Source organism: Nocardia sp. NBC_01329 (genome assembly GCF_035956715.1).
Taxonomy (GTDB): domain Bacteria; phylum Actinomycetota; class Actinomycetes; order Mycobacteriales; family Mycobacteriaceae; genus Nocardia.
The window spans coordinates 6,296,313-6,322,254 of the sequence record NZ_CP108381.1; the positions used below are offsets into that span (position 1 = coordinate 6,296,313).

The following is a 25,942-nucleotide window of genomic DNA, read 5'->3' on the forward strand; positions in this document are numbered from 1 at the left end:
CCGAGAACGGCGCCGCTCCCTCGGGGGCGGCGCCGTTTTGCATCTCGCGCGGCATACTGCTCGGTTCGAGCCAGGCCCAGAAGTAGCGCGACCCGCGTAATTCAGATAATCTGAATTCATGGTGACAATGTCCGCGGCCGAGGCGTCACGCAACTTCTCAGCCGTGCTCAGCCGTGCTGAACACGGTGAGACGATTCGTATCGTCCGACATGGGAGAACCGTCGCGACCGTGACGCCGCCCGCGACGAGTACGGGCCGTTCGTTGCGGCTCGCGTTGGAGGAATCCGACGTACCACCGTTCGACGACGACTACGCGTCCGATATCGCGGCGGGGCTCGCCATGGTGTCCGACGACATGGAGGACCCGTGGGCAGGCGCTTGATTCTCGATACGGGTGTTCTGATCGCCTACGAGCGCGGAACGATCGACCGTACAGTTTACGACGCCGACGATCTCGCGATAGCCGCAGTGACTGTCGCGGAGTTCCGGGTCGGGATCGAACTGGCCGACACCGCTGAGCGCGCGGCTCAACGCTCCCGTCGACTCGCGTTGCTGCTGACCGACCTCGATATCCTCGAGTACACCGATGCCACAGCCACTCGCCACGCCCAGCTCCTGGCACAGGTACGCCGATCGGGTAGACCCCGCGGCGCGCACGATCTGATCATCGCCGCGCATGCTGCGGAAACCGGTCGTGCCGTCGTTTCCCTCGATACGAAGGCGAAGTTCGGTGATCTCGATGGCATCACAGCGATAACGCCATGATGCTGGGACGGGCGTGGGCCGAGTTCGGCCATTCGTGAGTGCCACACCCCGTTCTTCGACAACTACCGTCCGCAGTTTCGTCAAGTGTTCGCTGAATCGCTGGGTACCGCGCCGCTCCTTCGAGGGCGGCGCCGTTTGCATTGTGGACCGCGGGCTCCAACCACCGCGGACGCTCGGGGAGAGAACGCAGCCCGATGGCTATCGGATCCGCGCCGGACGGGAGCAGAACCACGTGTCGATGTGCCCGAAGGAAGTGACCGGGGGACCATCACCGTCGAGATGGACGTGGCAATCGGCACGCAGAGCCACAGTCGGACCATGGAGTACGACCTCGTCGAGGAAACCGGCGCCTGGAGAGTTTGCGGGGCTCTGGAGGCATGGCTCGGTTGATCCGTCGACGTAGAGGTTGCGCTGCCCACTCATCTGATCGCACTTGCCCGGGCGTCACGGCGGCGTTTCACCCGGAGTCTCGGCGAGGTCGGTGAAGCCGGCACTCGCTCTTTTCAGGGCGAGCAGCATCGCTTCCTTCAGGTCGAGGGAAGTCAGATCGGGGGTCGCGGTGATCCTGTGCATCGCGGTTGCGCCGACCGCGCCGCAGGCCGCGCCCAGATGAGTGGCGACGAGTTCGGATCCCGCCACTTCGGGGAACCGGCTGTACAGCGCGTCGAGAAGTCGTTTCTGCAGAGCTGAGAGGCGAGCGGCGAGAGAAGCGGGGAAGCCTTCACTGTCTCGCATCAACTGCACTCGCAGCGGCGCGAGTGTGTCGGCCCCACCCTCCGGGGCGTCGTACAGCTCGATCATCGACAGCACCGCACTGTGCACCCCGTCCTGTGGTGTTGCACCGGGTCGGAGCTGCGCGATCGCATCGACAGCGGTGTCACCATAGCGTTCCAAGTAGTGGAAAAGTACGTCCTCCTTGGATGCGAAGTGCAAGAAGAAGGTGCGCGGTGCCACATCGGCGGCGGCCGCGATATCCGCGATCGTCGTCTGGGCGAGGCCGCGGCGAAGGAAGAGCTGGGTCGCCGCTGAGATGAGCGCTTCTCGCGTGGCCTGCTTCTTTCGTTCGCGCAAACCGCCGGCAGGTGACGAACTACCAGTATGATGCATTTATGCATTATTGCAGTAATGCATCTTGTCTCACCGCATCAGGAGTGTCATGGATGTTCACGACAGGCGCACGTACGTCGTCACCGGGGCCGACAGTGGAATAGGCGCTCTGACCGCCCAACTTCTGCAACGCCGTGGTGCCCGGGTGATCCGTTGCGGCCTGGCCGACGACGTCGACGTCCGAGCGGATCTCGGGGACCCCGAGGGGCGGGAGGCGCTCGTGCGGGAGGTTGCTCGGCTGGCACCCAACGGCATCGACGGGCTCGCACTCGTCGCCGGTATCGGTGCGCCCGCTTCGGCCACGGTAAGGGTCAACTATTTCGGAACCATGGCTGCGCTGACCGGCCTGCGCCCGCTGCTGCTCAAGTCCGATGCGCCGCGTGCGACGCTGATCTCCTCGGCGTCGTCGCTGTCCTCGGGCGACGCCGATATCGTGGCGGCCGCGCTACGCGACGACGAGAATTCGGCGATCGCGGCCGCGGAACGGGCGATCGCGCGCGGTCGGGGTGGGGTGATCTACCGGTCGACGAAGATCGCCCTGAATCGATGGGTGCGGCGCCATGCGGGGGGCGCGGAGTGGGCGGGCAGTGGCATCCCGCTCAACGTTATCGCTCCCGGCATCGTCGACACCGAGACCGTGCGCGGGACAATGCTCGCCGACTCGGCGCAGGCCAAGATCCTCGCCGAGGCACTGCCACAGCCGCTCGGTTTTCCCGGCCCGGTCGAAGCCGTCGCCGAGGCCGTCGCCTGGACGCTCGCCCCGGCCAACTCGTTCATGGCGGGACAGATCATCTTCGTCGATGGCGGCGCCGACACCATCCTGCGCGGAGATCAGCCTTACGCAGAGGGTGTGCGCTACGGGCCGCTCGCGATGGCCCGCATGATCTACTGGTCCCTGCGCGTCCGCGCGCGAGGTCGGAAGGCGTAGAAGGCGGCCGACGGAGCGAGGGAACAGTCGCGGCACCGCGGCTGTTCCTCAACACTTGTGGTCCGCGGTTCTACTTCCGTACGACTGACGTGACCCTGCCTGCAGTCTGCCACTCGGCTTCCCGCGCCCATGGCCCCGACCCAGCCGAGCTGGACTCACCCGCTCGGCCGGTGCGGGGGCGCGGGCCGGGGGCGTATCAGCTTCTGCGTCGCAGGCGGTTGGTCGCAGCGAGTAACGGGGTCGTTGTCGCGGTCAAGGCCGCGCCGAGCGGGGTATCCGTGGCGCGTATCCAGCGGACGGTTTTCATGGCTTGGGTCAAGATTTCGCTACCGCGTACGCGCATATCCGCCTCGAAACCGCTGACAGCCACGGTCAGGGCCGTCGTACCGGCCGCGACCTCGAGCAAGTGGGTGACCAGGCTCGCGGCATCGCGGATAGCGGCGCCGGCTCCCATGCCAGCGGTGGGCGGCGTCGCGTGGACAGCGTCGCCTAGGGCGGTGACGGGGCCGGCGGGCCAGGGGGCGAGGTCCTGCGACCGGGTCGAGGCGGCGTTGAACCGGAAGGCGGCGATGCTGTCGGGGTCGGCCCGGGTGAGGACTTCCAATGAGCGTTCGCTCCATCCGCGGCGGCGGAACCCGGTGAGCAACGCGGAGCGCAGCGCCGCGCCGCGGGTACCGCGCATCGACTCGATCGCGGCGGACTCGGGGAACATAGCGCCCCAGATGTAGGTGGGGCCCGTGGTGATCGCCTCCCGTCGCGCGGGTGCGTCCAGTACCGCGTTGCCCACCGGATCGAGGTATCCGATATAGAGCGCCGCGCCCCGCGGACCGATCGCCATCCCCGAGCGTGGCCCGAGCCGCTGCCGCTCGGATACCCCGAGGTCTTCGGCCGCGGTCCGGCCGGAGAAACCGACGATACCGGCGGGTTCGTTGGTGGGACCGCCGGCGAGGTGGCGGGCGACCACTGAATGGGTGCCGTCGGCTCCTACCAGCAGATCGCACTCCTGCACGGATCCGTCGGCGAAGGCAGCCGTCGGTTTACCGTCCGCGGTCCGGCCGATATCGGTGACGGCTCGCCCCAATCGGAGGTCGGCAGCGGCCGCGTCCGCCAGAATTGTCCGCAGGGTGATGCGGTCGATATCCACGCTCGGGCTGTCACTGAGGTTCGGTCCGTAACCCAGCAGGCGGCCGTGCCGGTCCCAGAGTGCGTCCGCGGGCCGCAGTCGCAGCGCAGACGCCGAGCCCAGCAGCCGTTCGAAGATCTCTGGTGCGACCAGCTCCCGCAGTGCCGCCTGGGCCCGGCCGTCGAGCGTGATGTGGTACCCGGCGGTTTCCGCGATGTCGTGATCGCGATCGAACACCGATACCTCGAACTGGTGTCGGCGCAGACCGGCGGCCAGCGCCAGGCCACCGATTCCGCCCCCGACGATGATGATGCGCATATGTTCTGGCTCCCAGGGCTGATATCGAATGTTTCCGGACGCGAGGATGCCATCGGTAGTGGCCGTCGAATGTCCACTACTGTCGACCCGTGGCCGATACATCTCGGCGCGCCCTGCGCCTGCTGTCGCTGCTCGCCACTCGTCGGCGGTGGTCGCTCGGTGAGCTCGCCGCCCGGCTCGAGGTCAGCGAGCGAACCGTCCGGCGGGATATCGAAACGTTGCGCATGCTCGACTATCCGGTCGTGACGCTGCACGGCCCGGCCGGCGGCTATCGCCTCGGTGCTGGGCATACGCTGCCGCCGCTGTTGTTCGACGACGAGCAGGCACTGGCGGTCGCGGTGGCTCTACAGACCGCTCCGAACACCGTGTTCGGCCTCGGCGAGGACACCGCGCGGGCCCTGGACACCCTCGAACAGGTCATGCCGGCCAGATTGCGGGCGGCGGTGGAAACGCTGCGGCTCACCAGGCTTCAGAACTACTGGGAGTTTCCGGCGCCGCCCATCGATGTGGCCGCATTGCAGATCGCGGGCAGTGCGGTACACCGCCATCAAATCCTCGTCATCGAGACGCTCGACGTCGACGGCACCCGACCGGCCCCCGGCACAGCGGGGTTCACTCCGGCCCGTCGCTTCGAACCGCATCACCTGGTGGTCTGGGCGGGCCGGTGGTACCTGGTCGGCTACCACCACACCGAGGACGCCTGGCGCGTCCATCGCCTCGACCGTCTCTACCTACATCCGCCCACCGGCATCCAGTTCACGCCGAGACAACTACCCGGCGGCGATATCGCCCGCTTCGTCATGACCACCCACGACCGCGGCGATACGCCGGCTACCTGGGAGTGCACCGGGAGTGCGCGGCTGAACCTCGCGGCCGCGACGGTCGCGCGCTGGGCGCCGGGCGGATCGGTTGTCGAGCACCTCGATCCCGATCACTGCCGCCTCACCATCGGCGCGTGGTCTTGGGCCGGTGTCGCGGGACTACTCGCCACCTTCGATACCGATATCACGGAAGTGGAGCCGCGGGAACTGGCGGACGCCTGCCGCAGGCTCGTGCACCGGTGGCAGGCTGTGGCCGACGGTGAGATCGAACCGGCGGGGGCACCGGCCGATCACGTGGACGAACGGTCGGCGACCACGCCGGCCTCCAGCTGACTGCGATCGCGCGAACGGGACTCGCAGCCGTGGATCAGGATTCGCGGGCCGCCTGCAACAGTGCGTTGGCGAACTTGACCATCTGGGCCGGCCCGCCATACCAGGCGGTGACCGCCGAGAGGACCGCTGCGCGAGCCTCGCGTGCGGCGCGGGCCACCTCGGCGGCCGATACCTCGCCTGTCTCCGCCTGTCCTGCCAGGACTTCGAGATCATCGCTTGCGGTGAGCAAACGCATGATGAGGTGGATGTCTATATCGGCGCCTTCCTCGCTGCGGCTGTGCCGGGAGGCGGTGTCGTCCACCGGCGCCGGGCGCAGCTCCGGCAGCGGGTCCGGGTCCGGGTCCGGGTCCGGAGCCGGGAGTTCCGGCTCTGACAGGTCCGGCAGGGTGGGCCCCGTGGCCTCGGCGGCCTCGCGGGCCCGCCGCGAACGCCGCGTTTCGAGGGGTGGGCGCGCATCGGCGTCGTCGGTGCGCGTATCGGAGAAGCTCTCGCTCGTATCGTCGGGTACCAGGGTCAGCGGTGAGAGTACGGAGCTCTCGACCGCGGCTTCCGCTTCCTCGGGTTCGTCGGAATCCGAGTGCCGGGAAGGGCCGGGATCGGATTCCAGGATCCGGTTCAGTATCTCGGCCACCGGGCCCGCACCGGATTCGTCGACGGTATCGATACGGTGCGCGGGTTCGGGGTCCAGCAGTCGGTCGAGGATCGGGGTGCTGTCACCCGGTGGAGCCAGCCGCGGGGGAGCGACGGTGTGGGCCCCCGCATCGTCGGCGGGCGCGGTATCCGGTGCCGGGGCCGCGATTCGCAGCGCGGCGGGCTGCTCGCCGCGAGAACCGGAACGGTCGTCGTCGGGGTTGTACCGGAGTGCGCCGCGCGGCAGCCGGCGCGGCGCCGGAAGCTCGTTGTCGAGGCTCTCGGCACCCGTGGCGGTATGTGCTGTTTCCGGCTCGCTTCCGGTGTCGGTGCGGGCCTCGTGCGCGTTCGCGGACACGGGCGCGTCCGCACTCGGAGCAGGGGCGTGCCGGGCCGCCGAACGCGGCAGGCGCCGGGCGGTGATCGAAGCGGCAGCGGGCTCCTCGTCGGTTCCCGGCGCAGATGCGGTGTGGGTCCGCGGGCTACGGCTGGGCAGTCCACGCGACGGGAGCTCCGGCCGGACGGCGAGATCATCGTCGACGGTTTCGGATTCCCGTTGGTCACTCGGAATCGCGGGCAGCTCATAAGGGTCGGAGACGCTCACCGCGGCGCTCTCCGCCGGCTCGGTAGTGTGCTGATCCTCGAACGGATTGAACGTCTCGGCGGATTCCGCGGATTCGGTCAGATCGACCTTGCGGCGGCGCCCACCGGATTCCAAAGGATGGGGAGCCGGCTCTTCCCCGATGGAGCTGAGCCAGCTCGGCAGCGACCCGGCGTCCGGAGACGACCCGTAGGAGTCGGCAGGCCCCGGTGCGGCCTCCGGGTCGACCGGATAGGCGAAAGCCGCGCCCTCCGCCGTCCCCGTGGTGGGCAGCGGTTCGGGCGAATACGGTGTGCCGGGAACGGGGATACGCGCCGAGGAGGCGAGCGCGGCGGAGTGCTCGTCGGCCTGTCCCGGGCGGATTTCCGGCCCGGCGCTGTGGCGGGTGGCGAGTGCGGCCGTATCGGGACCGTTGCGGTCGTCGGGAGGGGCGGGGAACCGTGACGGTTCCGACGGGGAACTACTGAAGCGGGAATCCGGTTCCTGGCTACCGGATGTCATGACCCCGACAGCGGAGGCGTCACCGATCACGCCGGAGGTGTTCCAGGCGGCGAACGGGTCCAACGCCGCCGATCCGCCTGTGCTGTGCTGGTTCTGCGGGGGAGTGGACGGTGGTGCGGGGGTCCACGTGTAACCGTGATCCGGGATGGGTTCGGATCGGTTCGTGGAGCCGTTCGAACCATTCGCCGAATCGAATTCGTTCGATCCGAAGCCGGCGAAGCCCCTCGACTCGGAGTTGTGCTGTGCGCGACCGTACTCCTCCTGGCGGCCGCGACGTCCGTCTCCGAGGCTGGCATTTTCGGCATCCATGAGCCCATTCTTACCCGCCGGGGGGGACTACGTTCTAGTGTGCAAAGCCCATGAATGCCGCGGGGACCACCCGCGGTGATCGAGATTACATCCCGCCCGCCGCGACCGCGCGCGCGGATCCGTATCCGGGGCACCCGGATACGGAGCTCTGACGTGCCCCGACGGCGAGATACGCGGGGATCGGTGGTGATCGGTTCATCCGGCCGCCCTGTCCGGTGGGCTTTGTCGGGGCCCCTCGAAATTTTCCCGGTGGTGTCGATGGCGCAAATGAGCCCGACCGCCCGTCCCGTCCGGCGGGTGGTGTTTTCGGGACGGTCCGCGTCAGTGGTGCGGTGCCGCCCTGTGCATCCGGCCGGCGACCGCCGGCAGCGCCGCCACGGCGATCACGACGGTGACGATCCCGACCACCCAGGACGTCCACGACGCCCCGCTGTAGCTGGTGTAGTCCATGGCCCACGGTGCGATGAACAGCAGTGCGCCGAACAACGCCATCGCGTAGTCGGTTGCCGCCATCGCGGGCCGGTACATCTGAGCGAGTCCGGTCAGTGCGATGAGCGCGCCGAGCACGATCATCGTCCACACCGCGCGGTCGTTGGTCGCTACCCAGATCGGTGACAGAGCGGTGAAGACGCCGAGCACTACGGCCAGGAAATCCTGAGTCCGGCTTTCTGTGAACATGGTGGCCTCCCTAAGACTGAAAACAGGTCCGTTGACAGGGCCTGACCTCGGTATAGCCGTCCTACAGTGACCGCTCGGTATCGCGACGGACACGATTGCGCGGCGAATCGATGGGCAAACGGCGCGCTTCCGCCACGGAGCCGGGCGAGTCGGGTGGACCCCGCCTTCGCTTCGGCCGTGCGCGAAGCGCGGATGGGCTACGCCCGCTGCGCTTGTTAGGGTGAGCTACACAGATTTCTGTAACCTGTTCCAGGCGCGGCGCCGGGCGCCGCGGGAGGGAGTTCGGTATGTCCGCGCCGATCGTGATCACCGGTGCCGGCCTGGCCGGGTTGCGCACCGCCGAGGAGTTGCGCCGCGCGGGGTACGAGGGCGAACTGGTGCTGCTCGGGGAGGAGCGGCACGCGCCCTACGATCGCCCCCCGCTGTCCAAGCAGTTCGTTCGCGGTGAAACCACCGCGACTCCGCTGCGGCCGGACGAGTTCTACGACGAGAAGAAGATCGACCTGCGGCTGGGTACTGCCGCGGTCGGGGTGGACACGGCCGCCAAACAGGTGCGGCTCGCCGACGGTTCCGCAGTGGCCTACGAGCATCTCGTCATCGCTACCGGATTGCGGCCCCGGCTGCTACCCGGCGCAGACGAGGTCGGCGGGGTCCACGTCCTGCGCAGTCACGACGACGCGGTCGCGATCCGGGCGGGAGTCGGTGCGACGAACGCGGCCCTGGTGATCGGCGCCGGGTTCATCGGCTGTGAACTGGCCGCCAGCCTGCGGGCGCAGAACGTGCCCGTGGTGCTGGTGGAGCCGCAGCCCGCGCCGCTGGCCGGGGTGCTCGGCGCGGAACTCGGTGAACTGGTGGCCCGGCTGCACCGGGCCGAAGGTGTCGATCTGCGTTGCGGCGTCGGTGTCGACGAACTGCTGGCCGATCCGGCCGGGCGAGTGCGTGGGGCCCGGCTGGCGGACGGGTCGGAGGTGACCGCCGATCTCGTGGTATCCGGTATCGGCTCCTATCCGGTGACCGACTGGCTGGCCGGATCCGGTATCGAGCTGGCCGAGCCGGCGGCCGGTGGTGGCGTATTCGCCGACGAGGCGGGGCGGACCAGCGTGCCCGGGGTCTGGGCGGTCGGTGATGTCGCGGCCTGGCGGACCCCCACCGGTGAACATCGCCGGATCGAGCACTGGACCAATGCTGGTGAGCAGGCCAAGTTGCTGACCTGCGCGCTCCTCGGAGTGGAAGCGCCGAGTATCCCGCAGGTTCCGTACTTCTGGAGCGACCAGTACGACCTGAAACTCCAAGCTCTGGGCACCCCGCGGGCGACAGACGATATCCGGATCCTTGCCGACGACGGTCGTAAGTTCCTTGCCTACTACTTCCGTGAGGGGCGGCTGGCCGGGGTGGTCGGTGCCGGGATGACCGGTCAGGTGATGAAGATGCGCGCGAAGATCGCCGCTGCCGCCCCGGTGGAGGAATTGCTCGGCGCGACTCAATAACCTGTTGGGGTGATCGTCGCGCTCATCGATTCGGGTTTCGGGCTACTGCCCACCGCGGCGTGGCTGCGCAAGCTGCGTCCCGATGTGGACCTGCTGTTGCAGCTGGATCCGGCAGGGGCGCCGTGGGGCCCGAAACCACAGGACTGGGTGGTCGATCGGGTGGTCTCGGCCGCCCGTACCGCGCGCGACCTGGGTGCCGAGGTGGTGGTGCTGCCCTGTAACACCGCCAGCGTGACCGCCCTCGACCACGTCCGCGCCGATCTGGGTGCCGGGGTGCCGGTGGTGGGTACCGTTCCGGCGATCAAACCGGCCGCCGCGGCCTGCCGGTCGGTGGCGGTATGGGCGACGGCGGCGACCACGGCCAGCCCGTACCAGGCCGATCTGATCGCCCGGTTCGGCGGGGCGGCGAAGGTGACGGGAGTGGCCTGTCACGGGCTCGCCGAAGCGGTGGATCGCGGGGATATGGCCGGGGTGCGTGCGGCGGTGGCGGACGCGGCGGCCCGTACTCCTGCCGATGTCGAGGGTGTGGTGCTCGGCTGCACCCACTACCCGCTGATCGTGGACACCATCGTCGCCGCGCTACCCGACGGTGTCCGGCTCTTCGACAGCGCACAGGCTGTGGCCGCGCAGACGGTCCGGCGGATGGAGGCGCTGGGAGGCCCGTCGACCGGTGACGGGACCGTGCGGGTGTATCTGAGCGGTCACCCCGGGGAGCTGCCCCCCGGGGCTGCCGCGTACGAATCCGGACGCCTCCTGGGGGCCGGGTAGGAGCCCGGACCGGCGTGGTGCTCATCCGCGACAGGTGCCGGGACCCCTGGCCGGTACGGGCCCGGTGCTGATCGCCGGAAGCGGATCAGTCGATACCGAAGGAGCCGATGATGGTTTCGGCGACCTGGTCGACGGTGCTGCGGACCACAGGTTGCCGCACGATCCAGGTCTGCATGGTGATCGGCGGATCGACCAGCCGCCGCCATTCCCAGCCGGGCAGCAGCCGCCCCGCGGTGGTCCGGCTCAGGATCGCCGCACTCGCACCGGTAGCGCGTAGGCAGGCTCGCGCGTTCTCGGTGTAGTTGGCGAAATGCCACCGCGGTGCGATACCGGCTTCGTGAGCCGCGGAGACGAGCCGGTCGTGCCCGATCGGGACCTGGTCGCGGGCGTGGGCGAGAACATCCATCCCGTCGAGGGCGCGCAGCGGGCAGGTGGTGCCGGTGAACTCGGACTCCAGCCGGGGACCGACGACGAGGCCGAACGGTTCTTCCAGCACGCGGTGCCGGACGAGGTCTCCTGTCGGCGGTTCATGCACGAAAGCTATATCCAGGCGCCCGGCTCGCAGGTGCTGGAGCTGGACGGTGCTGATCGCGTCGGTCAGCGAAAGGTATGCCTGCGGGACCGCCACCCGCACGGTGTCGATCAGTTGCTCGAGCCACGTGGGTGGTAGGCCCGGAGCCAGCCCGATCTGCACGATCTCCCGGACCGGTCCCGCCTCGCGGGCGGCATCCTTGGCGGTGTCGGCGTAGCGGAGCAGAGTGAGGACATGCTGGTAAAGGGCGGTCCCGGCGGGGGTCGGCACGATACCGGCCGGAACCCGTTCGAAAAGCGGTACCCCGCATTCGCGTTCCAGCTGCTGGATCCGGCGCGTCAGGGCCGGTTGCGAGATCAGCAGGGCCTTGGCCGCCGCGGACAGCGAGCCGCGATCGAAGACCTCGACGAAATACCGTAGCTGCCGTAGCTCCACCATTGCTCCCATTTCGCATACCGATCGATATGCCATAACTTCAGGACATACCCGGGCCATCCAAGTGGCATTGGATCACGAGCCGCTCACGCGGTTGCATTGTGGTGGGAACCACAGCTGCCGCCCAACGCGGCGCCGGTGCCCCCGCTTCGCTCGAAAGGACCTCCGGTGACCGCGATCTCCCCCGCACCTCCCGACACCAGATATCGCTGGGTGGTACTGACTCTCTGCTGGGCCGCCTTCACGATGACCTCGGTCGACCGTGCCACCTGGGGGCCGGCGGCCGGCTCGGTCGGCGACGACCTCGGGGTGGCCGTCGCCGGCCTCGGAATCTTCGCCACCACCTATTACATCGGGTACGTCGTCTCCAACGCGATCGGCGGTTTCATCGCCGACTGGATCGGCGCCCGGGCCACCGTCGGGGTGAGCATCCTGCTCTCCGGCGGTTTCATGCTCGCGTTCGGCGAAGCCGACAGTCATGCGATGGGGCTGCTCTTCCAGGCGTGTATCGGATTGTGCGCGGGTGCCGAGGTCGGCGGCGGCGTCAAACTCATCACCAGCTGGTTCGTCCCGCAGCGGCGCGGTTTCGCGATGGGTGTCTTCATGACCGCGACCTCCCTGGGCCTGGTCGTCGCGAATGCCGTGGTCCCCAGACTCATCGAATCGCACAGCTGGCGGACCTCCTACCACCTGTTCGGGCTCGTTTCGATCGTCGTCGGCGTGCTCTGCCTGATCCTGCTGCGCCCCGGCCCGCTGGTGGTCCGCGCCGATTCCGGCGCCAAACCGAACCTGCGCCCGCTGCTGCGCAATCGCGGCCTGCTGCTGCTCGCGCTGGCCGGGTTCGGTGCGCTGTGGGGTACCTACGGATTCATCACCTGGTCGAACCTGCTGATGGTCAAGGGAGTCGGTATCGATCCGGTCCAGGCGGGCACCGTCGTGGTCATCTTCGGCGCCGTCGCGGTCTTCTCCAAGCCATTGATCGGCCTGCTGGGTGATGCCCTCGGGCTGAGCCGCCGGCGGCTGACGATCGCGATCCTGGTGGCGTTCGTGACCTGTCTGATCATCTTCAGTTTCGCGCACACCGCAACTCAGTTCCTCTGGATCGCGCCGTTCCTCGGTATCACGGCCTACGTCTACAGCCCGGTGATGATGGCGATGATCCCCACGCTCTCGGGCGCGGAACTGGCCGGGACGGCCACCGGCGGTGTGAACGCCTTCTGGCAGCTCGGCAGCACGATCGTGCCGGCGGTCGTCGGGCTGGTCTTCAGCGCCAGCGGTTCGTTCCAGCTGGTTTTCCTCGTCCTCGCCGCCGGCCCCTGTCTGGCGATCGTCCCCATGTACTTCATCCGCGACGCCGACAACCGCGAATCCGTGTCCGCTGCCGTCCCCGTCCGCAGCGACCGCAATTCGCTGATCCTCGCCACCGATGGAAAGGGCTGACCCCGTATGACCCCGAGCAGTACGCACTACGACGTTATCGTCGCGGGCGGCGGATCGGCCGGTATCGCGGCGGCGGTGGGTGCCGCCCGTACCGGAGCGCGCACCTTGTTGATCGAGCGCGGTCCTTGTCTGGGCGGTGCGGCGACACTGCGCAATGTCGTCACCTACTGCGGCCTCTACACCCGCGACGAGCAGGAACAGGTCGTCTTCGGCATCGCCGACGAGGTGGTGTCGGCACTGAAGACGCGCGGTGCGGTCAGCGCGCCGCGCCGATTCAACGCCGTCACCGTGGTCTTCGACCCGGAGAACGTGAAGGTCGTCCTCGACGAGCTCTGCCGGGACGCCGGGGTGGATATCCGCCTGCACAGCCTGCTGGTCGGGGCGCATACCGAAGGTGACAGCATCACCGCGGTCGAGGTCGCCGACCATGAGGGTGTGCACCGGTTCACCGCGGCAGCGTTCGTCGACGCGACCGGCGACGCCGATCTCGCGCATCGCGCCGGGGCCGAAGTCCGCTACGGCACCGACGGGTGGGTGCAGAACGGCAGCCTCGGCGTGCGCTTCGGCGGTATCGCGGCCGAGGCGGAGGTCACCGTGCACACCGTCGGGGAGGCCGTGCGCCGCGCCAAGGCCGCTGGGGTGGCCGGTCTGCTCGCCGAATCCGGGTTGGTCGCCCGGATGCCGGTCTCCGGCGACGTGATCATGTACCTGGTCGACGAAGGCTATGACGCCCGGTCCGCGGCCGACACCACCCGCGCCGAGATCGGTGCGCGACGGCAGGCCCAGGCATATCTGCCGGTGGTGCGGACCATCCCCGGTGCCGAGCACGCCTATATCGTCACCACCGGTCCCGAACTCGGTACCCGCGAATCCCGCCATATCGTTACCCGGCATCGGCTGCGCGAGGCCGATATCCTCCGCCCGGATACCACCGAGCGCGCGATCGCGATCGGCGCCTGGCCGATGGAGTACCACCCGGGCCCGGGTATCCCGTCTACCTGGAAGTTCATCGGCGACCCCGGCTTCTATCCGATCCCGCTCGATTGTCTGCGCAGTGTCGGCACCGGCAATCTGTACGCGGCGGGGCGCACCCTGGACGGTGATCGCCAGGCCGGGGCGTCGCTGCGGGTCATGGGGACCGCGTTCGCCACCGGTCAGGCGGCAGGAGTGGCGGCCGCGCAGCAGGCTCGCACCGGCACGGTGGCCACCGCGACGGTGCGGGCGGAGTTGCAGCGCCAGGGGGCCCGGCTCCCGGAACCGGTGCACGTCTGATCCGAGCCCGGCAATCCGGACCGGCGAGCGGAGGACGTGTCCCGCGGAGACTCCATTCGGCCGGCCGCAGCAACGATCTTGTCGGTGCGATCGGCTACGTTCGAGCCCGCGCGGCCGGCATCCGGGGCCTCCAGCACCGAAAAGCGGCGGCATCCCTGGGTTGTCCGGGGGCGACCCGAGAGCTACTCGGGATCCAACCGACATCCGGGCTCAGTCGATGGGCCACGGTCGGCCCGTCAGATCCGGCCGCGCATCCGCACGCGGGGTCCGATGCGCCACGCAGCGCTGGGCCCGGCTTCCTCGCGCGTGACCCGGATCTCGCGGGGCACGCCCTCCCTGATCAGAACTGGATGCGCAGGTGGTCGGTGACCGGGCGAGCCTGGCAGCCCAGGATGTAACCGTTCTCGATGTCCTCGGGGTCGAGGATCTCGGCGTTCTCCATCTCGACCTTGCCCTCGAGTACGGTGCAGGCGCAGGAGCCGCACTCGCCTTCCTGGCACGAGTAGGGCACATCGAGGCCCTTGTCCAGCATGATGTCGACCAGCGTCCGCTTACGCGGCCAGCTCAGATTGTGGGTCTCGCCGTCGAGTTCGACCTCCACCGTGGCCGCGCGGGCGGCCTCCTCGTCGGAGATATCGACCGGGGCCGCGTCGGCGAACGGGTCGCCGGCCAGCGAATTGAAGATCTCGGCGTGGGTGCGGTTGCGCGGCACACCCAGTTGGGCGAGTGTGTCGTGCACCCCGTCCATGAAGGGCTTCGGGCCGCACATGAAGGCCGCGTATTCGGTGTAGGGCCGCAGCAGTTCGGCCAGCGCGGTCACGGTCGGCAGGCCCTGCAGGGCCTCCAGCCAGTGCACCACCACCAGCCGTTGCGGGTTCTTTTCGGCCAGTTCGCGCAGTTCGGTCGCGAAGATCACCGATTCGGCGTCGCGGTTGGCGTAGAAGAGCACGATCTTGGCGCTGCCCCGCTCCAGCGCGGATTTGAGGATGGACATCACCGGGGTGATACCGCTGCCCGCGGCGCAGAGCAGCAGGTCCTCGTCGAGAGTTTTCGGGGTGAAGATGCCCGACGGCGGCAGTACCTCGAGCTGGTCGCCCGGTTTGATGTTGTCGCAGAGCCAGTTGGAGCCGTAACCGTCCCGGGTCCGCTTCACGGTGACCTTGGGCAGATCGTCGGTGAAGGGCGAGCTCGCCAGCGAATAGCAGCGTGCCACCGATCCGGTGCGGTCGCTGGGGATGCGCAGGGTGAGGAACTGGCCGGGCTGGTACGCGAACTTCTCCCGCGCCTGCTCGGGGACCTCGAAGACCAGCGAGCTCGCGTCGGTGGTTTCCGCGATGACCTGGGCGACCCGCAATACGACGGATCGTGAGCCATGGGGCACTTCGACGGTGGTCATCTCGTCCTCTCGACACTGGTAGCCGGTGGCATCCGCGCCTCGGCAAAACTAGAACGTGTTCTATTTTAGCCTATGCCGGCCGATTGTTGACGGACGAGCTGACCCTCCAGGCCGGCGACCAGTACGCCCACCCCGAAATCGTAGGAATACCGGCCACGCAGATCGGGCAGGTGTTCCATTGCGCGGGCCACTCGCTCCGGCATCACCACATCGGGCGGGGTGTCGAAGTTGCGCGGATTCACCCGCCGGCGGCCGAACAGGTAGGTGTGAATAGTCGCGTAACCGGCGAGAACGTTGCGATCGTCGAAGCCGGCCTCGTAGAGGATCTCCATGATCCCGGCGATCAGGTCGAGCTGTTTGCCGAGCATCTGCTCGATGAGTACATCGCCCAGTCCGGGATGTCTGCGCAGCCGTTCGTCGATCTGGGCGAGTAGATCGACCAGCCGGTCCTGCCAGGGGCCCGATTCGGGGGGCGGTTTGCGCACCCCGGTCAGCGCGGCGCTCGCCACCAGGTCCAACAGCTCCCGTTTATCGGCGACGTAGTAGTACGGCGCCATCGGAGAGACGCCGAGTTCGCGTGAGAGCCGCCGCATGGACAACTTCTCCACCCCGTCGGCTCGCACGACACGAAGTGCCGCCTCCACGATCTCGGTCTCGGAGAGGGTGCTGCCGTTGCCGCCCCCGCCCCCACTCGCCTGCATCCGCACGACTCCCATTGCCACCTCTGCGCGTCGGGCGGCATCCGCCCGTCACGTTCTGTTCAGCTGCTTTGCCCCCGAAGTGTAGAGGTCGCGGTAGGGCGCGAGCGCGGACATCACCGTAAAACTGTTCCATTTTGTCAGTGGATGACGTTATGGTGTGACGGTGGTCGCAGCGTGCGACCGCGGCGCCGGCACTGTGCCAGGGCTCACCGGCGGTATCCCCAGCGGTGCCGCTGCGGCGGTTCGCCACGGCATCGAGCCGGCGCAGGTACCGACCTGTGGAGGCAGCCATGGCCGACAACCGTTCCTTCGGACAGACCGAAACCGATCACCGCGGCCCGATCGGGACCGTCGACACCCACGCCGCCGAAGAAGCGCCCGTGATCGAGGAATCCCTGATCGAAGAGGTGTCCATCGACGGTATGTGCGGCGTCTACTGATCGGCGGGAGCCAACTTATGCTCGACCTGGAAACGCGCTGGCAGTTGCATCCCAGAGTGGCGCTGCGCCCCGAACCCTTCGGGGCGCTGCTCTACCACTTCGGGACCCGCAAACTGTCGTTCCTGAAGAATCCGCGGATCGTCGAGATCGTGCGTTCCCTGCCCGGGCACACCTCGGCCCGCGCGGCTATCCGGGCCGCCGGGATCGAGGACTCGGCCGCCGATCCGTACGTCCGGGCACTGGCGGATCTGGCCGATTCGCAGATGATCCAGCACGCGCCGGCGGAAGCGGTGCCCGGCGAGCCCGCGCCCTTCACCGGAGTGGGCCCGGCCGACCCGGCGGTACGCCTGGTGGACCGTTTCGAATCGGGCCTGGCCGCTCCGATTTGCCTCACCTGGGAACTCACCTACGCGTGCAATCTCTCGTGTGTGCACTGCCTGTCCTCGTCCGGGAGGCGCGATCCCGGAGAACTCAGCACCGAACAATGCAAGGCGCTGATCGACGAATTCCAGCGGATGCAGGTGTTCTACGTGAACATCGGTGGTGGTGAACCCACCGTGCGCCCGGATTTCTGGGAACTGGTCGATTACGCGACCTCGCATCAGGTCGGCGTGAAATTCTCCACCAACGGCGTACGGATCACTCCCGAGGTCGCGCAGCGGCTCGCCGCCAGCGATTACGTAGATGTGCAGATTTCGCTGGACGGTGCCGATGCCGAGGTGAACGACGCGGTCCGCGGAGCGGGTAGCTACGCCACCGCGATACGGGCGCTGGAGAATCTCGCGAACGCCGGATTCCGCGATGCGAAATTATCCGTGGTGGCGACCCGGCACAATATCGATCAGCTCGACCAATTCAAGGAGATCGCCGATCGGTACGGCGCAACCCTGCGGCTCACCCGGCTCCGGCCGTCGGGCCGCGGCGCCGACGTATGGGACGAATTGCATCCGCTTCCGGAACAGCAGCGCACGCTATACGAGTGGCTGGTCCGCAACGGCGACGGTGTACTCACCGGGGATTCGTTCTTCCACCTCTCCGCCTACGGTCAGGCCCTGCCGGGACTGAACATGTGCGGGGCGGGCCGGGTCGTGTGCCTGGTCGATCCATTGGGTGACGTCTACGCCTGCCCATTCGCGATCCACGAGAAATTCCATGCCGGAAACGTGGTCACCGACGGCGGTTTCGCCACGGTGTGGCGGGAATCGGCGCTCTTCGAGGAGCTGCGGGAGCCCAGCGGTGGTGGGGCCTGCGCCTCGTGCGCCCATTACGACTCCTGCCGTGGCGGCTGTATGGCGGCGAAGTTCTTCACCGGACTGCCCGCCGACGGCCCCGATCCGGAATGCGTCCAGGGCTACGGGGAAGCGGCGTTGGCCGCCACCGGACGGGTGATCCCGCGTCCGGCGGTGGACCATTCCCGCAAGAGCGCCCCTCGCCGGTCGCGTTCGGGCGGCGGTCCGATTCCGCTGACGTTGCTGCCGCCGTCGCGGCCGCCGGCGCGCGCGTGTGACGAGAGTCCGCTCGTGTGAGGAGTTTCCGGAAACCGCTCGGAGCAGCGATAGCCAGGCCGTTGCTCCGGGCGGTTTTCCATACCAGCGCAACGACGCCGGTGACCTCTTTCATGTCCGCGCACCCGGTCGTTCCGGTAATTTCTTCCGGTCGAAACACTTTTTCCCGGACTGCTGATGTCTCGTATCGAATCGACAGTTACCATCCGTGGAATGCGCAATGATCGCCTGCCCGACGGATTCGGGGTGCGGATCGACCCACGGGTACGCGCATACTCGGGGGGTCGAATCCTTATCGGAGGTTCACCTGCCCGGTTGCTGCGTCTGGCTCCCGAGGCGGCCCAAATGATCGGCGACGGCTATCTCGAGGTGAACAGCCCGCAATCGGCGGTGGTTGCCAGACGGCTACTGGATTCGGGGGTGGCAAATCCGCGGCCGCGGCTGTTGCCGTCGCCGGAGGACGTGACGATCATCGTCCCGCTGCACAACAATCCGGTCGGCCTGGATCGGCTGCTGGCCGCGCTGCGCGGTCATACCGTGATCGTCGTGGACGACGGTTCCGATGACGAGGTGCGGATCGCCGACGAGCACACCGGCCGCTGCCGGGTGCGAGTATTGCGCCACGAACGCAGCCGTGGCCCGGCCGCGGCCCGCAACACCGGGCTGCGCGCCGCGACAACCCAGTTCGTGGCCTTCCTCGATTCCGATGTGGTACCGCGCAGCGGCTGGCTCGAAGTGATGCTCGGCCATTTCAGCGATCCCCAGGTCGCGTTGGTGGCGCCGCGGATCGTGGCGCTGGACCCGGAGTCCAATACGCTGGCGCGCTACGAGCACACCCGCTCCTCATTGGACCTGGGCCGGCGCGAATCGGCGGTGCAATCGCGCGGGGTGGTCTCGTATGTACCCAGTGCGGCTCTGCTGGTGCGCCGCTCGGTACTGGAGGCCGAGGATGGATTCGACGAAACCATGCAGGTCGCCGAAGATGTGGACCTGTGCTGGCGACTCGAACGTTCGGGCTGGCGGGCACGTTACGAACCGGCCGCCCATGTGGCCCACGATCACCGGGTCTCGTTCCGGGACTGGTTCCGGCGCAAAGTGTTCTACGGCACCGGTGCCGCCCCACTCAGCGACCGGCACGCGGGAATGGTTTCGCCGCTGCAGGTCCCGAAATGGACAGCGGCGGCGGTGCTGCTGCTGGCGACCCGCACTCGATGGGGTGCGCTGGGCGCTGGGCTCACCCTGCTGCTGCCGCTGCGCCGATTGCGGCGCGCCTTCGCCGGGGTGGACAACCCCACCGGTGTCGCGGCGATCTACGTGGCGCGCGGTTTCTTCGCCGGCCTGTGGCGTATCGCCTCGGCCATCTGCCGCCACTACTGGCCGATAACGTTGGCCGCCATGCTGTTCTCCCGCCGGATCAGGCAGATAGCGCTATCGCTGGCGGTGGCCGAGGGCGCCGTCGACTGGTACACCCACCGGGAATCGGGCGGGCTGGATCCGCTGCGCTATATCGCATTCCGGCGGGTCGACGATATCGGCTACGGCACCGGCCTGTGGCTGGGCGCCTACCGGGCCGGGAGCCTCGGGGCCCTGAAGCCGACCGCTCCACCGCAGTAGCCGGAGTCGGTATCCGCATGGTGCACACGCTGATCATCGGTTCCGGAACGGCCGGATGCGTACTGGCCGCCCGGCTCAGCGAGGATCCGGGACATACCGTGCGGGTCGTCGAGGCGGGCAGCCATTGGGCCCACAGTGACGATTTCCCGCCGGAACTGGCCGACAGTGCCGAGCTGCCGCTCGGCGATCGGGCGTCCTGGTTGTGGCGGTACTCCGTGGCGCTCACGCCGGACCGGCCGGGCACCATCGTGCGCGGCCGCGGAATCGGCGGTTCCGGATCGGTGAACGGGTCCTATTTCATCCGGGCCGCGGCACGAGATTTCGCCGCGTGGAGCGGGGAGACCGGGAGCCGGTCGTGGGATTTCGGGGCGGCGCTACCGTATTTCCGCGCGCTGGAGAACGATCACGACTACGGGGACCACCCCGGGCACGGCCGGGCGGGGCCGGTTCCGGTGCGCCGGATCGTGCGGCCGACCCCGTTGATACAGGAGTTCGGGGCGGCCTGCCGGGACCTCGGGTTCGGTGAGGTCGCCGATTGGAACGCGCTGCCCGGTGGTCCCGAATCCGGTGTCGGCCCGGTCCCGTGCACGGTCGGGCCACCCGACGCGTCCGGGCGGCGGCACCGGATCGGACCCGCGCATTCCTATCTGCTGCCCGCGCTGTCGCGTCCGAATCTGACCGTGCAGGGGGACACCCTGGTGATCCGGCTGCGTTTCCAGGGCACCCGGGTGACGGGGGCCGATTGCCTGATCGATGGAAAGCCGGAGACGATCCGGGCCGAGCGGGTGGTGTTGTGCGCGGGCGCGATCGAATCGGCGGCCCTGCTGTTGCGTTCCGGAATCGGGCCGGGCGAGCAGTCGGCGGCATTGGGTATCCCGGTGGTCGCCGAGGTGCCGGTCGGTGGCTGGTTCACCGATCATCCGGAGATCGGGATCGACTATCGGCATCCGGCGCCCGCGGGCCGCTCCGTTCCGCTGGAATACGTCCTGGAGTTCGACGATATCGAGATCCGGCCCTATACGGTCGCGTTCATCCCGGGCGCGTATCGCATGGGCGTGACCCTGATGCGACCGACCAGCGCGGGCAGTATCCGGCTGACCACGGCCGATCCGCTGACCGCTCCCCGGATCGAGCACGGGTACCTCGAAACCGCCGACGACCGTACCCGGCTGCGCGATGCGGTGGAACTGGCCGGGCAGATCCTCGAATCCATGGCGGCCGAGCCGCTCGGAGCCGCCGGTCCGGTCTCGGACCGGTGGCTGCGGGACCGGCTCGGTACCTCGCAACACCTGGCGGGTACCTGCCGGATGGGCCGCGCCGGCGATCCGCGGGCGGTGGTCGATGACCGATTCCGGGTACACGGAGTGGCGGGGCTGTCGGTCGTGGATCTCTCGGTGGTTCCGGTCCCGCTGAGCCGGGGTCCGCAGGCAACGGTCGTGCTGCTGGCCGAGCGGGCGACCGCCGAACTGCGCTGAGCGCGCGGCGCCGAGATCCCGGAGGATCCGGTGCCGCTGTGCCGGAGGAATATTCGACACATGGAGTACTCTATGTCGCGCTAATCGGTGGCGAACCGCTCGCGAGCGCGCTCCGGCACCAGAAGACGCCCTCCGTTTCCCCACTGGCGCGCCTGTGGCCGGTGCGGTACTTTCCACCGGTGCGATTCGCCGGCCGGTCTTCCGGCCGCCCACAACGGACAGCCCGGATGTCGGCATCCGCCCGTTTGCGAATCGCCGGCACCGAGGTATAGCCGTCCGCTATCGGCATGCCCCAACCGCCTACGCCGGGGACAACCGGTGTGGTAGGTGAGCTGTATCGGTCGGGGATACAGCTCACCTGGGTCGCCCGGACGAAATATCAAGCGGCACGGCGCAATATTGCATCTCCATTTTCGACACCCCGGGCCGATCTCCCGGCAATCGGATCGTGAGCTTGTACTCTGTTCCTTCGGGTGGCCCGCTGCGGCAACGTGATCCGGCCACCCGGGAATCCGCACCCGGCGCCGGACTCGGGGAAGGTACGGCGCCGGTGCGGAAGGTCCCAGCGAACCCTCCGCGACCACGGATCGGCGGCTGCGGTGGTGCGGACCGTTCTGCCGATCACGTTGATGCCGAGGCTTTTTCGGGGGCCGCGCGTCGGCAGCGCTGCCCGGTCACAGAATTCTTGGACCAACCGGGATTTGCCGACCTGGCGGCGGCCCCGAATGGCGACGGCCGTGCGACGGCCGATTCGGTGACGCGACGCAATCGGATTTCGAGCGCGTCCAGCTCGGATTCTTCTGTTCCGATTCGGCAGATATCGGTTGCCAGGGCGCACGTGGGTTGGGCCCCGGATCAGGTACCGCGTGCTCAGGGGCGGGTTCAAGGAGCTTGTCCTTCACCGGCCGCCGATCCCGGACAGGGCGATCCCTCGAACGAACGCCTTCTGCGCGAGGGCGTAGATGAGCAACAGCGGTAGCAGGATCAGCATGGACGCTGCCATCAATACCGGCCAATTCGAGACGTATTGGCCCTGCATCCACACCAGGCCGAGCGTGACAGTGGAAATATCCTGGCGTTGGATCATCACCAGGGGCCACAGGAAATCGTTCCAGACGTTGACCCAGGTGAGTACAGCCAGAACCATCACCGCGGGTTTGGCGTTCGGCAGGAGAACCCGCCGGTAGACCTGCCATGGTGAGCAACCATCGATGATGGCGGCCTCTTCGAGTTCGATGGGCAGGGTGCGGAAGAACTGTCGCATCAGATAGGTGCCGAAGGCACTGCCGAACACACTGGGCACGATCAACGCCCAGGGCGTATCCGTCCAGCCCAGAATCCGGATGAGGACGAACTGCGGCACGACGGTCACGGTCAGCGGGACCATCAGCGTGGCCAGATAGGCCACGAACAGGACGTCACGGCCGGGGAAGCGCAGCCGGGCGAACGCATAGCCGGCCAGTGAGCAGAAGAAGACCTGGCCCGCGGTGATACATCCGGCGTAGACGATCGTATTGAGGAACATCCGGGCGAACGGCATCTCCGCGAAGACAGCGCGGTAGTTGGACCACTGTGGATTCCGCGGGATCAGGGTCGGTGTGGTGACTTCGGATTGTTTCTTCACCGAACCCGCCAGCGCCCACAGGATAGGCAGCAGCGCGCACCACGCCATCGCGATCAGCGCGAGGTAGAGCGCGCCGGCGCGGACGAAGGCGCGGGTCCGCCATCGGGCCGGTGCCGCCGTCATCGGTCCGCTGAATTCTTGCGGGCGAACCACAGTTGCGCGACGGTCAGCGCCAAAAGGACCACGAATATCAGCCAGGCGATGGCGGAGGCGTAGCCGGCATCACCGAACGCGAAAGCATTCTGGAAGATCATGATTCCGAAGACATAGGTGCCCGTCTCCGGTCCGCCGTGACCGCCGGTGAGGACATAGATCTGGTCGAACGCCTGGACCGAGTCGATGATCGAGATCACGAAGACGAAGGACAGCGCACCTCGGATCAAGGGCAGGGTGATCGATGCGAATCGCCGGATCGCGCCCGCACCGTCGATCTTCGCCGCTTCGTAGAGGTCCGCCGGGACGCCCTGCATGGCGGCGAGCAGAACGATCGTGGCGAACGGGATGCTTTTCCAGACGCTGACCAGGCATACCGAAACCATCGCCCAGCGCGGATCGACCAGCCAGGGGACGGGGCCTATTCCGAGCCGGCCGAGCATCATATTGAGCAGACCGTTGTTCGTATCGAAGACGAAACGCCAGATCACCGCCATCACCACGCTCGATATCGCCAGTGGCAGGAACATGACCGTCCGGAAGAACCCGGTTCCCCTGACGCCCCGGTTCAAGGTGGCCGCGACCACGAGACTTATCGACACCGTGGGGATCAGGGTTCCGAGCGTGAAGACGATCGTGTTCCGCAACGCGATGGTGAACAGTGGATCCGAGGTGAGCAGGCGGCGGAAGTTCCCCAGCCCGGTGAACCGGATCGGGCCGAACATATCCCACTGCTGAAAGCTCAGATAGAGCGAGAACCCCAACGGGAAAACCAGGAACACCGCCACCGCCACGAGATTCGGCGCGATGAACAATCGCGCCGCCCGCGCCTGCCGCCGGGCCAGCGCCGAGCGCCGCGGTATGGCGGCGGCTTTCGGCGCCGCGGGTTCCGCGATCGCGATCTCGTCGGTGGCGGTCATGGGTTGCGCAGCACCTCCTCGGCTTCGGGAGCGAGACGGTCCGCCAGCGAGGTCGCGGGCGCAATGCCGCGCAGCACCGGGCCCATGTAGCGGTCCATCAAAGCGTCGATCCGGGGCCACTGGTCCGTCACCGGTAGCGGCGCGGAGTGGGCCGGTCCGTCGATGAGGATGTCCAGGTTCCCGATATCGCGGTGCGCTTCGGCGAACCCGGTGGATCGCACCGCTGACCGGAGGGCTGGAACGAATAGGCCGGTCTCCGCGATGACGGCCTGACCGACCGGCCCGGCCGCGAACTTCAGGAACTCCCATGCCTGCTCGCGGTGGCGGCTGGCGGCGGATATGGCGAGCCCCGTCGTGCCGATATTCGAGCGCGCTCCGCGCCTCGCCGAACCGGACGGGAGGGCCGTGACGTCGAAATCGAGGTCGTCGGCGTCGGCGAAAGTGCGGTATCGCCAGTGCCCGCCCATCGCCAGCGCAGCTCTGCCCTGGGCGAACAGATCCATCGCCGAGATCGACTGCTGATCGGCCGGAGCAGGCGCCACGTGATATCTGTTGGCCAGGTCCGCGTAGAACTGGACACCCTCGACGAAAGCGTCATCGGAGAAGACCGAACGACCCGGGACCGTTCGCGGACGCGCCCATTCGGCGCCGTTGTTGATGGCGAAAAGGCCGGCCGAATAGTACGGAACCCAGGAGTCCACGAACCCCCACTGCCGGACCTCGCCCGACCGGACACGTTCGGTGAGAGCACGAGCGATATCGAGGAATTCGGCAAAGCTCCACGCGTCTTCCCATCGGCCGGGGGGACGCAACCCGGCCTCGTCGAATAATGCCTTGTTGAAGAACAGGAAGTTTCCCGACCACTGTTCCGGGAGCGCGTACTGCCCACCTTCGAACGTGAAGGTGTCGTACAGCGCGGCCACTCCTCCAGCTGCCAGTTCGGCCGCGAAGGCCGGATCACGGTCGAGCATGATGTTCAGATCCAACAGCACGCCCCGGTCGGCGAGCCCGGCATAGGTCTGTTCCCACGCCATCAACACATCGGGACATTTCCCGCCCGCGCAGAAGGTCAGCATCTGCTGCATCGGGTCGGGGCCCGACAGCAGGGTCCTCACCCTGATATCCGGATTCCGGCGGGCGAATTCGTCGATCACCCGCTGCCGTCCGTCGGCTTCGGCGGGGTTGGCCTGGAAGAAGAATGTCAGTGCGTCGTCGTCGCCACCGCATCCGCCCAGCGCGGGCATCGCCAGCGCCGCACCGATGCCGGTGGCGGCGTGCAGAAACGCGCGCCGCCCCACCAGCATTCCTCGCTCAGCCACGCCGCAATCGCCTCCTGCGCCGCGCTCACTCGCGCGAAATCTTCCCAGTCCGGATGTGCGATTCGTGCATCGAACGCCGGGGTTCGCTCGTTCCGCTTGCTGTGGGCACTGCTTGCTGTGGGCACTGCCTGCTGTGGACACTGCTCGCTGCCCGGCCCTGCGATTGTGCAACGCCGCTGGGCGGATCGACCCGAACGACTCACCCTGTTGTTACCGGCACTATCCGGGTCGCTCGCCGACGACGGTCGGCAGTGGCTCAGGAAGACGGATCGGCGGTGGCGTCGGGGCAGGAGGTAGTCCCGACACAACTGCTGACATCTGCGGATGTACAGCCGAGGCACGAGCGAACTCGGTCCAGGCGGCGCCCGGGGAAGGAACTCAGGCGAAGATCTGGTCGACGGTGGTGGCGTCCAGAACCCGGGCTGTCCAGGTACGGACGTGATCGGGGTCGCTGTTGCGGATGGTCTGGACTGTGCTGGTGGGCAGGGCTCCGAACTTCACAGTGAGCAGCTCGATGAGCGCTTCGGCTCGGCCGCGGGCCTCGCCGCGGGCTTCACCCCGGGCCTCGCCCTCGGCGCGGAGCCGTTCGGCGGTGGTCATGAGTGCCTCCTTGGAAGCGCGGTGCTCAGTTCGCAGGCAGCATCGGCGGGGCGGCCGAGGACATGTCGGAAGTATGCATCGTGCGGGTTGGACGGGTTGGCGGGCACGAAGGTGAAGCTACCGTGCTCGGCCGACATCTGGAATTGA

23 protein-coding genes are annotated in these 25,942 nt (G+C 67.9%); 12 read left to right on the plus strand and 11 right to left on the minus strand.

What is annotated here, in order from left to right; genetic code table 11:
* Positions 1-118 precede the first annotated feature (118 nt).
* Together OG405_RS28740 and OG405_RS28745 are read left to right on the plus strand one after the other, a co-directional pair.
* A complete protein-coding gene (locus tag OG405_RS28740; RefSeq protein WP_327149525.1) occupies positions 119-382 on the plus strand; it encodes a type II toxin-antitoxin system Phd/YefM family antitoxin in 264 nt (87 codons plus the stop codon).
* Positions 367-765 (plus strand): PIN domain-containing protein, encoded by a 399-nt coding sequence (locus tag OG405_RS28745; RefSeq protein WP_327149526.1) that lies wholly within the window; start codon positions 367-369, stop codon positions 763-765. Before OG405_RS28740 ends, OG405_RS28745 begins: the two co-directional genes overlap by 16 nt.
* A gap of 444 nt (positions 766-1,209) precedes the next feature.
* Here OG405_RS28745 and OG405_RS28750 read toward each other — a convergent pair whose 3' ends face one another.
* The gene (locus OG405_RS28750; protein WP_327149527.1) at positions 1,210-1,872 is read right to left on the minus strand and encodes a TetR/AcrR family transcriptional regulator; all 663 of its coding nucleotides are present in this window, start codon (positions 1,870-1,872) and stop codon (positions 1,210-1,212) included.
* 49 nt (positions 1,873-1,921) lie between these two features.
* On the opposite strand from OG405_RS28750, the gene OG405_RS28755 reads away from it, so the two are divergent.
* Entirely contained in the window at positions 1,922-2,800 is an 879-nt protein-coding gene (locus OG405_RS28755) for an SDR family oxidoreductase (RefSeq protein ID WP_327149528.1), read from the plus strand.
* A gap of 196 nt (positions 2,801-2,996) precedes the next feature.
* Here OG405_RS28755 and OG405_RS28760 read toward each other — a convergent pair whose 3' ends face one another.
* The gene (locus OG405_RS28760) at positions 2,997-4,241 is read right to left on the minus strand and encodes an FAD-dependent oxidoreductase (RefSeq protein ID WP_327149529.1); all 1,245 of its coding nucleotides are present in this window, start codon (positions 4,239-4,241) and stop codon (positions 2,997-2,999) included.
* 89 nt (positions 4,242-4,330) lie between these two features.
* Between OG405_RS28760 and OG405_RS28765 the strand changes: the two genes are divergently transcribed.
* Positions 4,331-5,395 carry a helix-turn-helix transcriptional regulator gene (locus tag OG405_RS28765; protein WP_327149530.1) on the plus strand — a complete coding sequence of 355 codons (1,065 nt, stop codon included), beginning with the start codon at positions 4,331-4,333 and terminating at the stop codon, positions 5,393-5,395.
* 34 nt (positions 5,396-5,429) lie between these two features.
* On the opposite strand, the gene OG405_RS28770 is transcribed toward OG405_RS28765, so the two are convergent.
* Positions 5,430-7,436 carry a hypothetical protein gene (locus tag OG405_RS28770; protein ID WP_327149531.1) on the minus strand — a complete coding sequence of 669 codons (2,007 nt, stop codon included), beginning with the start codon at positions 7,434-7,436 and terminating at the stop codon, positions 5,430-5,432.
* A 321-nt stretch (positions 7,437-7,757) separates the two neighbouring features.
* The gene (locus OG405_RS28775; protein ID WP_327149532.1) at positions 7,758-8,114 is read right to left on the minus strand and encodes an SPW repeat protein; all 357 of its coding nucleotides are present in this window, start codon (positions 8,112-8,114) and stop codon (positions 7,758-7,760) included.
* A gap of 287 nt (positions 8,115-8,401) precedes the next feature.
* Between OG405_RS28775 and OG405_RS28780 the strand changes: the two genes are divergently transcribed.
* On the plus strand, positions 8,402-9,601 hold the full coding sequence (locus tag OG405_RS28780; RefSeq protein WP_327149533.1) for an NAD(P)/FAD-dependent oxidoreductase: 1,200 nt from the start codon (positions 8,402-8,404) through the stop codon (positions 9,599-9,601).
* Positions 9,602-9,610: 9 nt separating this feature from the next.
* On the plus strand, positions 9,611-10,369 hold the full coding sequence (locus OG405_RS28785) for a glutamate racemase (RefSeq protein WP_327149534.1): 759 nt from the start codon (positions 9,611-9,613) through the stop codon (positions 10,367-10,369).
* Between the two features lie 85 nt (positions 10,370-10,454).
* On the opposite strand, the gene OG405_RS28790 is transcribed toward OG405_RS28785, so the two are convergent.
* A complete protein-coding gene (locus OG405_RS28790) occupies positions 10,455-11,372 on the minus strand; it encodes a LysR family transcriptional regulator (RefSeq protein ID WP_327149535.1) in 918 nt (305 codons plus the stop codon).
* A gap of 132 nt (positions 11,373-11,504) precedes the next feature.
* Here OG405_RS28790 and OG405_RS28795 point away from each other — a divergent pair, with 132 nt between their 5' ends.
* Entirely contained in the window at positions 11,505-12,776 is a 1,272-nt protein-coding gene (locus OG405_RS28795) for an MFS transporter (protein ID WP_327149536.1), read from the plus strand.
* Between the two features lie 6 nt (positions 12,777-12,782).
* On the plus strand, positions 12,783-14,048 hold the full coding sequence (locus OG405_RS28800) for an FAD-dependent oxidoreductase (protein WP_327149537.1): 1,266 nt from the start codon (positions 12,783-12,785) through the stop codon (positions 14,046-14,048).
* 340 nt (positions 14,049-14,388) lie between these two features.
* Here the strand turns inward: OG405_RS28800 and OG405_RS28805 are convergent, their stop codons facing one another.
* Entirely contained in the window at positions 14,389-15,444 is a 1,056-nt protein-coding gene (locus OG405_RS28805) for a ferredoxin--NADP reductase (RefSeq protein WP_327149538.1), read from the minus strand.
* A 65-nt stretch (positions 15,445-15,509) separates the two neighbouring features.
* Positions 15,510-16,160 carry a mycofactocin system transcriptional regulator MftR2 gene (gene mftR2 / locus OG405_RS28810; RefSeq protein WP_327149539.1) on the minus strand — a complete coding sequence of 217 codons (651 nt, stop codon included), beginning with the start codon at positions 16,158-16,160 and terminating at the stop codon, positions 15,510-15,512.
* A 326-nt stretch (positions 16,161-16,486) separates the two neighbouring features.
* Here mftR2 and mftA point away from each other — a divergent pair, with 326 nt between their 5' ends.
* The 4 genes from mftA (at position 16,487) to mftG (ending at position 21,179) form a co-directional block, all read left to right on the plus strand.
* On the plus strand, positions 16,487-16,585 hold the full coding sequence (mftA, locus tag OG405_RS28815; RefSeq protein ID WP_327152569.1) for a mycofactocin precursor MftA: 99 nt from the start codon (positions 16,487-16,489) through the stop codon (positions 16,583-16,585).
* A 17-nt stretch (positions 16,586-16,602) separates the two neighbouring features.
* Entirely contained in the window at positions 16,603-18,111 is a 1,509-nt protein-coding gene (mftC, locus tag OG405_RS28820; protein ID WP_327149540.1) for a mycofactocin radical SAM maturase, read from the plus strand.
* A 192-nt stretch (positions 18,112-18,303) separates the two neighbouring features.
* Complete coding sequence (mftF, locus tag OG405_RS28825) at positions 18,304-19,704, plus strand: mycofactocin biosynthesis glycosyltransferase MftF (RefSeq protein WP_327149541.1); 1,401 nt, start codon at positions 18,304-18,306, stop codon at positions 19,702-19,704.
* 17 nt (positions 19,705-19,721) lie between these two features.
* The gene (gene mftG / locus OG405_RS28830) at positions 19,722-21,179 is read left to right on the plus strand and encodes a mycofactocin dehydrogenase MftG (RefSeq protein WP_327149542.1); all 1,458 of its coding nucleotides are present in this window, start codon (positions 19,722-19,724) and stop codon (positions 21,177-21,179) included.
* An 898-nt stretch (positions 21,180-22,077) separates the two neighbouring features.
* On the opposite strand, the gene OG405_RS28835 is transcribed toward mftG, so the two are convergent.
* From OG405_RS28835 to OG405_RS28850, 4 genes are all read right to left on the minus strand, one after another.
* A complete protein-coding gene (locus tag OG405_RS28835; RefSeq protein ID WP_327149543.1) occupies positions 22,078-22,926 on the minus strand; it encodes a carbohydrate ABC transporter permease in 849 nt (282 codons plus the stop codon).
* Positions 22,923-23,801: a carbohydrate ABC transporter permease gene (locus OG405_RS28840; RefSeq protein WP_327152570.1), complete on the minus strand. Its 879-nt coding sequence runs from the start codon at positions 23,799-23,801 to the stop codon at positions 22,923-22,925. Before OG405_RS28840 ends, OG405_RS28835 begins: the two co-directional genes overlap by 4 nt.
* Before the next feature lie 71 nt (positions 23,802-23,872).
* The gene (locus OG405_RS28845) at positions 23,873-25,180 is read right to left on the minus strand and encodes an ABC transporter substrate-binding protein (protein WP_442790803.1); all 1,308 of its coding nucleotides are present in this window, start codon (positions 25,178-25,180) and stop codon (positions 23,873-23,875) included.
* A 393-nt stretch (positions 25,181-25,573) separates the two neighbouring features.
* Positions 25,574-25,795, minus strand: coding sequence for a hypothetical protein (locus OG405_RS28850; protein ID WP_327149544.1), 222 nt, complete (start codon positions 25,793-25,795; stop codon positions 25,574-25,576).
* Positions 25,796-25,942 lie beyond the last annotated feature (147 nt).

Coding starts and splice junctions, on each gene's coding strand:
- OG405_RS28770 (WP_327149531.1), bottom strand. CDS start 7,436: ATGGATGCCGAAAATGCCAGCCTCGGAGACGGACGTCGCGGCCGCCAG.
- OG405_RS28850 (WP_327149544.1), bottom strand. CDS start 25,795: ATGACCACCGCCGAACGGCTCCGCGCCGAGGGCGAGGCCCGGGGTGAA.
- OG405_RS28780 (WP_327149533.1), top strand. CDS start 8,402: ATGTCCGCGCCGATCGTGATCACCGGTGCCGGCCTGGCCGGGTTGCGC.
- OG405_RS28800 (WP_327149537.1), top strand. CDS start 12,783: ATGACCCCGAGCAGTACGCACTACGACGTTATCGTCGCGGGCGGCGGA.
- mftG (WP_327149542.1), top strand. CDS start 19,722: ATGGTGCACACGCTGATCATCGGTTCCGGAACGGCCGGATGCGTACTG.
- mftR2 (WP_327149539.1), bottom strand. CDS start 16,160: ATGGGAGTCGTGCGGATGCAGGCGAGTGGGGGCGGGGGCGGCAACGGC.
- OG405_RS28775 (WP_327149532.1), bottom strand. CDS start 8,114: ATGTTCACAGAAAGCCGGACTCAGGATTTCCTGGCCGTAGTGCTCGGC.
- mftC (WP_327149540.1), top strand. CDS start 16,603: ATGCTCGACCTGGAAACGCGCTGGCAGTTGCATCCCAGAGTGGCGCTG.
- OG405_RS28790 (WP_327149535.1), bottom strand. CDS start 11,372: ATGGCATATCGATCGGTATGCGAAATGGGAGCAATGGTGGAGCTACGG.
- OG405_RS28750 (WP_327149527.1), bottom strand. CDS start 1,872: ATGCATCATACTGGTAGTTCGTCACCTGCCGGCGGTTTGCGCGAACGA.
- OG405_RS28760 (WP_327149529.1), bottom strand. CDS start 4,241: ATGCGCATCATCATCGTCGGGGGCGGAATCGGTGGCCTGGCGCTGGCC.
- OG405_RS28740 (WP_327149525.1), top strand. CDS start 119: ATGGTGACAATGTCCGCGGCCGAGGCGTCACGCAACTTCTCAGCCGTG.
- OG405_RS28805 (WP_327149538.1), bottom strand. CDS start 15,444: ATGACCACCGTCGAAGTGCCCCATGGCTCACGATCCGTCGTATTGCGG.
- OG405_RS28755 (WP_327149528.1), top strand. CDS start 1,922: ATGGATGTTCACGACAGGCGCACGTACGTCGTCACCGGGGCCGACAGT.
- OG405_RS28835 (WP_327149543.1), bottom strand. CDS start 22,926: ATGACGGCGGCACCGGCCCGATGGCGGACCCGCGCCTTCGTCCGCGCC.
- OG405_RS28845 (WP_442790803.1), bottom strand. CDS start 25,180: ATGCTGGTGGGGCGGCGCGCGTTTCTGCACGCCGCCACCGGCATCGGT.
- mftF (WP_327149541.1), top strand. CDS start 18,304: ATGCGCAATGATCGCCTGCCCGACGGATTCGGGGTGCGGATCGACCCA.